The 8,242-nt window shown below is 59.2% G+C and carries 7 protein-coding genes; 3 read left to right on the forward strand and 4 right to left on the reverse strand.

Annotated features, from left to right (window positions below):
- Window positions 1-368: 368 nt before the first annotated feature.
- The 4 genes from AC11W3_RS20520 to AC11W3_RS20535 all read right to left on the reverse strand — a co-directional run bounded on the left by AC11W3_RS20520 (window position 369) and on the right by AC11W3_RS20535 (window position 4,603).
- A complete protein-coding gene (locus AC11W3_RS20520) occupies window positions 369-1,223 on the reverse strand; it encodes a 4Fe-4S dicluster domain-containing protein (RefSeq protein WP_484089768.1) in 855 nt (284 codons plus the stop codon).
- Between the two features lie 85 nt (window positions 1,224-1,308).
- A complete protein-coding gene (locus AC11W3_RS20525; protein WP_484093670.1) occupies window positions 1,309-2,475 on the reverse strand; it encodes a serine hydrolase domain-containing protein in 1,167 nt (388 codons plus the stop codon).
- A 33-nt stretch (window positions 2,476-2,508) separates the two neighbouring features.
- A complete protein-coding gene (locus AC11W3_RS20530) occupies window positions 2,509-3,990 on the reverse strand; it encodes an ABC1 kinase family protein (RefSeq protein ID WP_484089770.1) in 1,482 nt (493 codons plus the stop codon).
- A complete protein-coding gene (locus tag AC11W3_RS20535; protein ID WP_484089771.1) occupies window positions 3,980-4,603 on the reverse strand; it encodes a TetR/AcrR family transcriptional regulator in 624 nt (207 codons plus the stop codon). The genes AC11W3_RS20530 and AC11W3_RS20535 overlap by 11 nt, the downstream gene beginning before the upstream one ends.
- An 806-nt stretch (window positions 4,604-5,409) precedes the next feature.
- On the opposite strand from AC11W3_RS20535, the gene AC11W3_RS20540 reads away from it, so the two are divergent.
- The 3 genes from AC11W3_RS20540 to AC11W3_RS20550 form a co-directional block, all read left to right on the forward strand.
- Window positions 5,410-6,042, forward strand: a complete 633-nt coding sequence (locus AC11W3_RS20540) for a Pvc16 family protein (protein WP_484089772.1) — start codon at window positions 5,410-5,412, stop codon at window positions 6,040-6,042.
- 2 nt (window positions 6,043-6,044) lie between these two features.
- Window positions 6,045-7,055, forward strand: a complete 1,011-nt coding sequence (locus AC11W3_RS20545; protein WP_484089773.1) for a hypothetical protein — start codon at window positions 6,045-6,047, stop codon at window positions 7,053-7,055.
- A 33-nt stretch (window positions 7,056-7,088) separates the two neighbouring features.
- On the forward strand, window positions 7,089-8,242 hold a 1,154-nt coding region (locus AC11W3_RS20550), incomplete at its 3' end, for a phage tail sheath family protein (protein WP_484093671.1).

Below are 8,242 nucleotides of genomic sequence, written 5' to 3' on the forward strand. Positions count from 1 at the left end.
TTCTTTTACCTCATACTGAATATCGGCTAGACGACGAGAGCGCCACGATCGGCTCGGTCCTTTTTCATGCGCCGGAGCAGGAACCGCATTCGCAGCCCGCACCACGGCTCCCTGGAATTAGCCGTTCCGCAGCGTACTCCGTGATGTCGATGCCGAAGTGTACGTAGAGGTCTTCGGCGCCAGCGAGCGGAATCCAGTACCCGTCGATCACCTTCCCCAGAAAGTCGTAATAGGCTACCTCCCGCACTCCTGTCTTCTCGCGCAGCGCGATGTGCGCCTTGCACCCCGCGTGGTGCTTCTTTTACTGTTACGGCAGCAGGGAGGAGGCTCCGCGCCACGGTTGCTACTGCTGCGCCAGTACTCCGAGGTCACTGCCAAATGGCGGCTACCGGGGAGATATTCCTGTCCTCCAGCCGGATCGCCTTCGAGGCGCAGACCGAACGGCAAATCCCGCACCCATAGCACCGCAGTTGGTCGACTTCGACTTTCTTATTGGAAGCACTGTAAACGAGGGCGCCGAACTGGCAGAGGCGCAGGCAGCTCCGGCAGCCGCGGCAGCTCTCCGCATCGACCTCGGCGACATATTCGGCGCGGAACATGGTTGGAACGTCGTGGGTGAAAATGCCGCGCATGGCCAGGCAGTCCGCCCTGTCGCAGTTGCAGATTCCGCCGATGAAGGGCGTCTGGAAACTCCAGACGGTATGGCAAAGCCCCTCCAACTCGTGGGCACGAAAGGCGGCCAGGGCTTCCTCGCGGGTGAGCATCTCGAACCTGTTGTCGTCGACCCCGCCGGTGAACTTTTCTTCCACCGCCCGGAAGATCTCGATGAGCCTCCCGCCGTTGGGGCCCATACTGATCCCGTAGCAGTAGCGCTTCTCCTGTCCCAGCGTCGATTGGCGGCATATGCAGGCCACCCGGACGACGGAATTGGTCAGCTCGAAGATCTGCTCGATATCCTCGATCGGCAGGACCTGGCCGAAATGGACCTTTTTGAAGTGCCCGGTGAGCATGCGGCTGAAGAGACTCCGGATGAACCAGGGCATCTTCCTGACACGCCCGAAGACCGTATCCATTTTCGCCATATCCTGTTGCAGCCCTTCCGTGTTGGCGAAACGCTCCAGGAATCTGAGCCGGCGCAGGTCACTGAGCAGATCCTCCGAATAATTCTTCGCCTGCAGGTACCACTTCTCCCCCTCCCCGTGCTTCAGACAGAACTCGCACATATTTCCTCCTTTTCAGGCTTGGCTACAAGGCCCGGCCACTCCTGCCGAAGACCCCGTTGCGCGCCCCAGAGTCAGTGGTGATTCGTTACCGGCAGGCTTTCCTGAGCCGGTGCGCCAGCGGGATGAACCGTTTGGCGAAATCGGCTATGCTGCGATTACCGTTGGTGACAATCGCGACGGCAAGCCTGGTTTCGAAGTCTCCAAAAGCGAGAGAGGAAAATGCCCCTCCGTGCCCAAAACATTTTCCGGTGTTCCACCAGCCAAAGGCGGACGGGGTAAGTGACCCCACGGTAAAGCCTCTAGCTTCGGCGATAAAGGTACCGAGACTCCTATTCCAACCCGATACAGCCCGCCTGGTATATCCATGAATCGTCTTTTCCGATAAAAGCCGTTCACCGGTGCCAGTTACTCCCCCATCGAGGAGAAACTGGTAGAAAGCGGCCAGGCTCGCTGCATCGGTGACCATGCTGAACGCCGGGTTCTCTGAACAGAAACATTCTGCCGCATTATTCACGTCTTCAAAGTCTTCCGCGATGTTCGTGTCGAACATCATCAACTTTTCTTTTCCGAGCCAGTAGGTAAAGGCGAGTGAATCAAGGTCACGGCCGGCGAGGCCATACCGCAGAGCGGGCAAATTCAGTGGAGCTGAAATTTCATCCCTCACGAAGTCAGACAAGGTCCGTCCATCTATGCGCCGCGAGATCTCGCACAATATCGCCCCGAACTCGGTCGGCATATAGGCAAAGGTGCCACGCCTGTACCTCGGTTTGGCCTCTATCAGTCGCTTCAGCACCGATTCGCGATCTGCGACGTTCTTGTAATCCTTGTACAGGCTCGGCACCAATATCCCCGCCCTGTGGGTCAAGACGTCCAGCGTGGTAATGTCGCCTTTGCCATGACGGGCGAATTCAGGGAAGATCTCGGAAAGAGGCGCTTCTACATCGAGGAGGCCACGCTCTTCCAGCATGGCGATAGCGATGGCGGCCACCGGTTTTCCGGAAGAATAGACAGGGAACGGCGTCCGCGACTGCACCTTCACCGGCTCTACAGGTTCAGTTGATCGAAATCCTCGGGCGACACCTACCGCCACATCCAGCACGACGCTGCCGTTTCGCCTGACGTGAAGTTGCCCGCCGGGGAATGCCCCGGAAGCCTGCTGGAGTCGAAAGCGCTCGGCAACCTCCGCCAGGCCGTCCGGGTCCATCTTTGCAGAAGCGGGATCGACGGGGGATGCATATGGAAATGCCGTCATCTCGATGCCTCCTTAAACGCTGTCCGCGCCAGGTCATGCCCCACAAAGAGAAGTGTGAACCGGGGCTGTTGCGGAAGGTACTGCTGCGCGAGGAGCAGAAAGAGCGGACTCGGATTCGTTGAGGAAGATCTTCCTGAATTCGCAGCGCCCCTTCATCCGGTAGCAGACAGCCCTCCCCCCATAAACGAAGCGAGTGGACCAAAGGTACAAGGGCGAACCACGGGTGTAACGCTTGCGGGCCGTCTCCATGAGATTATCGACCCCGCGCATGAGAAATTCCCGATCTCCGAAATCGAAGAGACCGTCCTTGAGCCAGGGCTCCATGTTCCAGGACACCCCGCGCCGGAGGGTCTGCAACTGGTCCGAGGCCATTTCCTCAACGCTGCCGAAAAGGCAGGCCCGGGCAATGACGCCGTTGAACCGGGCCTCGTCCCGTGCCAGGCATGCCTCCTCCAACTCGCGAATCAAGAGCCATTCGTCATCGGCGATGGCGCGGGTGCAGCCGAAGTCGATCAGCCCCAGCCGGCCATCGGGCATGAAGATGTAATTTCCCGGGTGGGGATCGGCCATGAACCAGTGCAGCCTGTAGTAGATTCTGAGGGTCGCCGAGGTGAGCAGCGTGGTGAAATGGTCCCGCTCCTCCTGTCCGGGATTGCCGGCAAGAAAACGGTCGAGGTGGCGGCCGTCGAGGTATTCGGTGGTGAGCACCCTACCGGTTGAATAGTCGTCATAGACCCGCGGCACCACGACCCGGTCCTGGGCCGTGAAAAGCGCCCGCGCCTGCCGGGAGAACTGCGCCTCCTGCCGGTAATCGGTCTCCATGAGGAGCATCTGTTCGATGTCGACCAGCTTGTCCAGTGTATCCTGCCAGTCCTTTCCGGTCGCGAGGGGCTGGAGCAGAAGCCGCAGGTTGCGGAGGTCGCTGCGGATGGTCCGGGCGATGCCGGGGTACTGGATCTTTACCGCCACCTCCTCCCCGCTCTTGAGCCGTGCCCGATGCACCTGCCCCAGCGAGGCCGCGGCAAAGGCCTGGCGATCGAAACTGGCGAAGACCTCTTCGGGCTCGCGACCGAACTCGTCGAGGAAAAGCTCCCGCACCATGGCAAAGTGCATGGGGGGCGCCTCGAAATGGAGCGCGGAGAGCACCTCGGCGAACTCCTCGGGGACAACCTCAGGGAGATTCGCCAGGAGCTGCCCCACCTTCATCACCGCCCCCCGGAGGTATCCCATGGTGCCGAAGAGCTCCACCGCCGCGGCCAGGTGGGCCTCGCTCTTCATCCGTTGCCGCCGGTCCGCCTCGGAAAAGCGACTGCGCAGCCAGTAGGCCAGGTAACCGGCGGCGACCCGGGCCTGTAAGGTTCCGAGGGTCCAGAGGCGGGTAAAGGAGCTGACCGGCACCTTCCGCTCCGATACGCGGCTGATCAGTCGCGCCAGACGTCGACCTGTCGGGTCGGCCTCGAGGTCCTTGGGAAGCAGATCGACAAGCTCCCTTTCGATCGCCTTGTCACTGGGCATGGCCTACTCCTTCATCTTTCATGGCGCCGGAAATCACCTGCACGAAGGTGCGGATGGCATAGTCGACGAGGGCCTGGGTAGCCTCTTGGTTGGGAGACGCATCGTTGGCCCAGAAGGCAAGGATGCCGAGGTACAGCGACCAGTAGATGGTGGTGGCCACGCAGTCGGGGGCCTCGGTGAAGCCGTGCCGGGACAGGATTTCCTGCACTGCCGCAAGGTGTTGCTGGCGGGCGGATTCGCCCTCGGGACAGACGTTCTTACGGGGAAATGGGCTCAGGGATCGCTCCAGGACCGGGCCGATGAAGGGACGCAGGGGCCGTAGCCGCCGCAGCCCCGAGGAGATGAACAAGAAGAGCTCCTCGCTCAAATCCTCATCGCCTGTGCGGCGCCCCCGGAAATCTTCAGCTCCCCCAGCCAAGACATCGGAGACCATGGTCATCGCCAATGTTTCCTTGCTGGGGAAGTAATTGAAGAGGGTTCCGGCAGCCAAACCGGCTGCCACGGCGATGTCGCGGGTGGTGCACTCCTCGAATCCCCTGGCCGCAAAAAGCTCAGCCGACTTTTCCAGGATGCGGTCCCGGTTTCCCTGCTTGGCCTGCTCGGTGATGCGCATCGCATGAACCTCCATCAATATGAACGCGCTCACTATAGCTCGAACAATGAATGTTGGCAACAACAAATGAGCATGCTCATAAAATTTATTTACGGCATACGAGGGGGCAGTGGGGGACAAAAAATGGCCGTTCCCGGAAAGGAAACGGCTTCCTCAAGTACATCAAAAACCACAGAGGCGGGTTAACAGGGATGTACAGGATAGACAGGATAACTACAAAGACACTAAAAGCTGACAGGGGAGTTGAAAGCCCGAGACTCTTGCCCTACCCCAGGCTTCTGATTTGGCCTTCATCCTGCCCATCCTGTCTATCCCCGTTACATGCCTTCAGGGCAAGCTCGACGACAACCTGTAACATCTGGCCCAGATGAACTTCGTAAAGGCCCAGGCGGCCGCGGCCTTTTTTTATTTGCCGCATGCTACCTCGGGATCGCTTCAGCAATAAATATTACAGCACCTTAATTGACAAGAGTCACAGGGGGATTTAGAAATATAATGTCATCCTGCCATAGACGCTCACGTCGTTGTCAAAGCGCAGCTTCTGTCATAAATAACGCAGTTCAAATCTCCCGCATTGGCTGTGACATAAGAGGCTGCAGCATGGCCGTTCGTGCCGATATCGTCTAAGCACGCCAGCCACCAGCTACAGAAGCACCCCGCGATACAAGATAAGGTGAACGGGGTGCCGGCACTGTGAGGCCGTTATACTCGCAGGTCAGACAACTCCGGCTTCCTCTCCGTTGCCGGAGGAAACATCTCGGAAAGGCAACCCCTAAGCACACCCTTGACAGCTAAAAGAGAGGGCGATGATCTCTCATGCATTGACCATAGTGATCAACGAGCTGAATAAGCATCTGAGCGACGTCTACAACTCCCAGACGCCGCAGGTGAAGCTTGGCAACATCGCAGAGGGATTCGCTTCAGGTGGCGGCACCGCCGGCCTGGCCAGAGATATGGTGTACATCTCCATAGTCAATCTCAAAGAAGAAAAGACCCTAAAGAACGTCCCGAACTATGTCAGAAACGACATCACGCTCAAAGCCACCTATGAAAACGCCCCGGTCTTCCTCAACTTCCTGACCCTTGTCACCGCCGCTCATACGGATTATGCGAACGCCTTGCTCATGCTTTCGAGGGTGATCCGTTTTTTCCAGTCCCGCTACTCCTTCGATCAGGACAACGTGACTCCGGCGTCGATAACGACGTCGAGCCCGGTGAATCAGGCAGACCAGCTTGAGACCTTCAGGCTGATCTTCGACCTCTACTCCCCAACAATGGAAGAGGTGAACCATCTCTGGGGGACCCTGGGGGGGAAGCAGTACCCGTTCGTACTGTATGTGCTGAGGATGCTGGACCTGAAATTCAGGGCGATCAATAGCGAAAGCGGGCTCATCACCGAGGTGGTGGGCGATTTCTATCACAAGAAACAGGTGTCCTGAGCATGGCCGAATCGTTCATCAACGGTTATCTGCGGCTCTTCGAGATCCGCATGCTCCACCATTACTGGCTGGACGACGGTGGGACTCTCTTCGACCTGATCGCAAGCCAGGATCGAAGGGACCGCCGACTCTTTGCCTATGATCTGCGCTCGTTCGTGTCGCTGAGGCCGACAGCATCCACCGCTTCGATTCTTGCGGGCCTGCGTGCGGTCTACAAGGAGACCGCCCTCGGCTGCATAGTGGCCGTTCCGGACGGCACCGTTGTCCCGCCTGATACGGTGCTGGATTTCGCAGCCAGGATCAAGGAGAGCGCCTTTCACGATTACACCGCGCTGACGCTGCTCCCGCGGAAGACCTACGAGATTTTCCATCCGCCCGAGAAGAAGCTCTACCGGTACAAGGAGAACGTCCCGGTCCTTTCCAATGCATCAGGCGCCGCCAGGACAACCGGAGTCGGCAAGGCTCTCTTCCTCTCCAGGGAGTTCCCTGTCATGGCGGCTGACGATCAAGTGGAATCGCTCGTTGTGGCGGGGGGAGCGCTGTTGCAACTGACCAGTGATCAGCCCGGGGCGGCGACCCGGCAGATTGCCGCGGATGTCACCACGGTGCCGGTATTCGTCAACCAGGCAGACGCGCCGACGATCGTGCCGCCGCCCGGCCTTTCAGGCGCGCCCGCGAGGGGCGTCGAGCTGACCGACGATCTGCCCGACGACCTATTCGCATTGCTGCGGCTTAACGCAGTGCGGGGCGATGACGGAGATTTCAGTTTCGTCGATGGCGCGGGGCATCCGAAGGCCCCTCATCCCGTCTACCAGGTTCGCTTCAAAAGCCGCTCCACGACCTGGACTTATATCCGCAACACTACGGGCATCGTGGACTCCCAAGAGCCCACACCGCTGCCGCTCACGTTTTTCGGCAATGCAGGGACGAAGCAAAAGCCATCGGCCGGATTGATCAAGCCCGTCAAGACCGGCACCAGGATCACTGACATAGAGTCGGAGATATTCATATAACCGCGCCATCCTAAAACAAAGGAGGTAATGACAATGGCACTATTGCCTAGAACGCCCGGTGTGTATATCGAAGAGATTCCGAGGTTCCCTCCTTCCATTGCACCGGTGCAGACGGCCATACCAGCCTTCATCGGGTACACCCAAAAAGCCGACAACGTGGTGGCGAACGACCTGGTACTGAAGCCGACCAGGATTTCGTCGCTGGTCGAGTACGAGAAGCACTTCGGCGTGGCCCAGAACGAAGAACATATCCAGGTGGCGGTCCAGCAAAAGACGGACGGCAGTACCGTCACCATCCAACAAGTCACGGCAACCCTGGCCGAGGCCTCGCGCTCCAAGCACATCATGTATTACGCGCTGCAGATGTTCTTCGCCAACGGCGGGGGACCCTGCTACATAGTCTCAGCCGGTCTGTACAAGGCCGCCCTCGGCGATCCGCTGGTAGAAACGGAGCTCTCGGCAGGGCTTGATACCCTGGTAAAGCAGGACGAACCGACGCTGATCATTTTTCCCGAGGCCCAGAGCCTCCCGATCGGCGACTTCAAGACGCTCCATGACGCCGCGCTCCTGCAGTGCCAGGCGTTGAACGATCGTTTCGTGGTCATGGACCTGCACGGGGACACGATTTCACTGTCGGACCCCAACGCCGACCTGCTGGCAGCGGTCAACAACTTCAGGTCCAACGGCATCGGCATAAACAACCTGAAATACGGCGCAGCCTACGCGCCCAACATCGAGACGGTCCTCAATTTCGCCATCGACGAGACCAAAACCGACGTGGTCATAACGACTGACGGGACCGCAGCCCCGGCCGTGAAGCTCGACACGTTGAACACCGGAGCCGGCGCCAACAACCGCATTTACCAACTGGCGAAGGCGGCGATCCTGAACATGTCCTGCAACTTGCCACCTTCCTCCGCGGTCGCGGGGATCTATGCGGCTGTCGATAACAGCCGCGGCGTCTGGAAAGCGCCGGCCAACGTCAGTGTCAACGCCGTCACGGCCCCCACCATACAGTTTTCCAACGTCCAGCAGGATGTGATGAACGTGGACGACACGGCCGGCAAGTCGGTCAACGCCATACGCGCCTTCACCGGCAAGGGGACCCTGGTCTGGGGCGCCCGCACCCTGGCGGGCAACGATAACGAATGGCGCTACGTCAACGTCCGCCGCTTCTTCAACTTCGT

Source organism: Geomonas sp. (genome assembly GCF_056994735.1).

Coding starts and splice junctions, on each gene's coding strand:
- AC11W3_RS20520 (WP_484089768.1), bottom strand. CDS start 1,223: ATGTGCGAGTTCTGTCTGAAGCACGGGGAGGGGGAGAAGTGGTACCTG.
- AC11W3_RS20525 (WP_484093670.1), bottom strand. CDS start 2,475: ATGACGGCATTTCCATATGCATCCCCCGTCGATCCCGCTTCTGCAAAG.
- AC11W3_RS20530 (WP_484089770.1), bottom strand. CDS start 3,990: ATGCCCAGTGACAAGGCGATCGAAAGGGAGCTTGTCGATCTGCTTCCC.
- AC11W3_RS20535 (WP_484089771.1), bottom strand. CDS start 4,603: ATGCGCATCACCGAGCAGGCCAAGCAGGGAAACCGGGACCGCATCCTG.
- AC11W3_RS20540 (WP_484089772.1), top strand. CDS start 5,410: ATGATCTCTCATGCATTGACCATAGTGATCAACGAGCTGAATAAGCAT.
- AC11W3_RS20545 (WP_484089773.1), top strand. CDS start 6,045: ATGGCCGAATCGTTCATCAACGGTTATCTGCGGCTCTTCGAGATCCGC.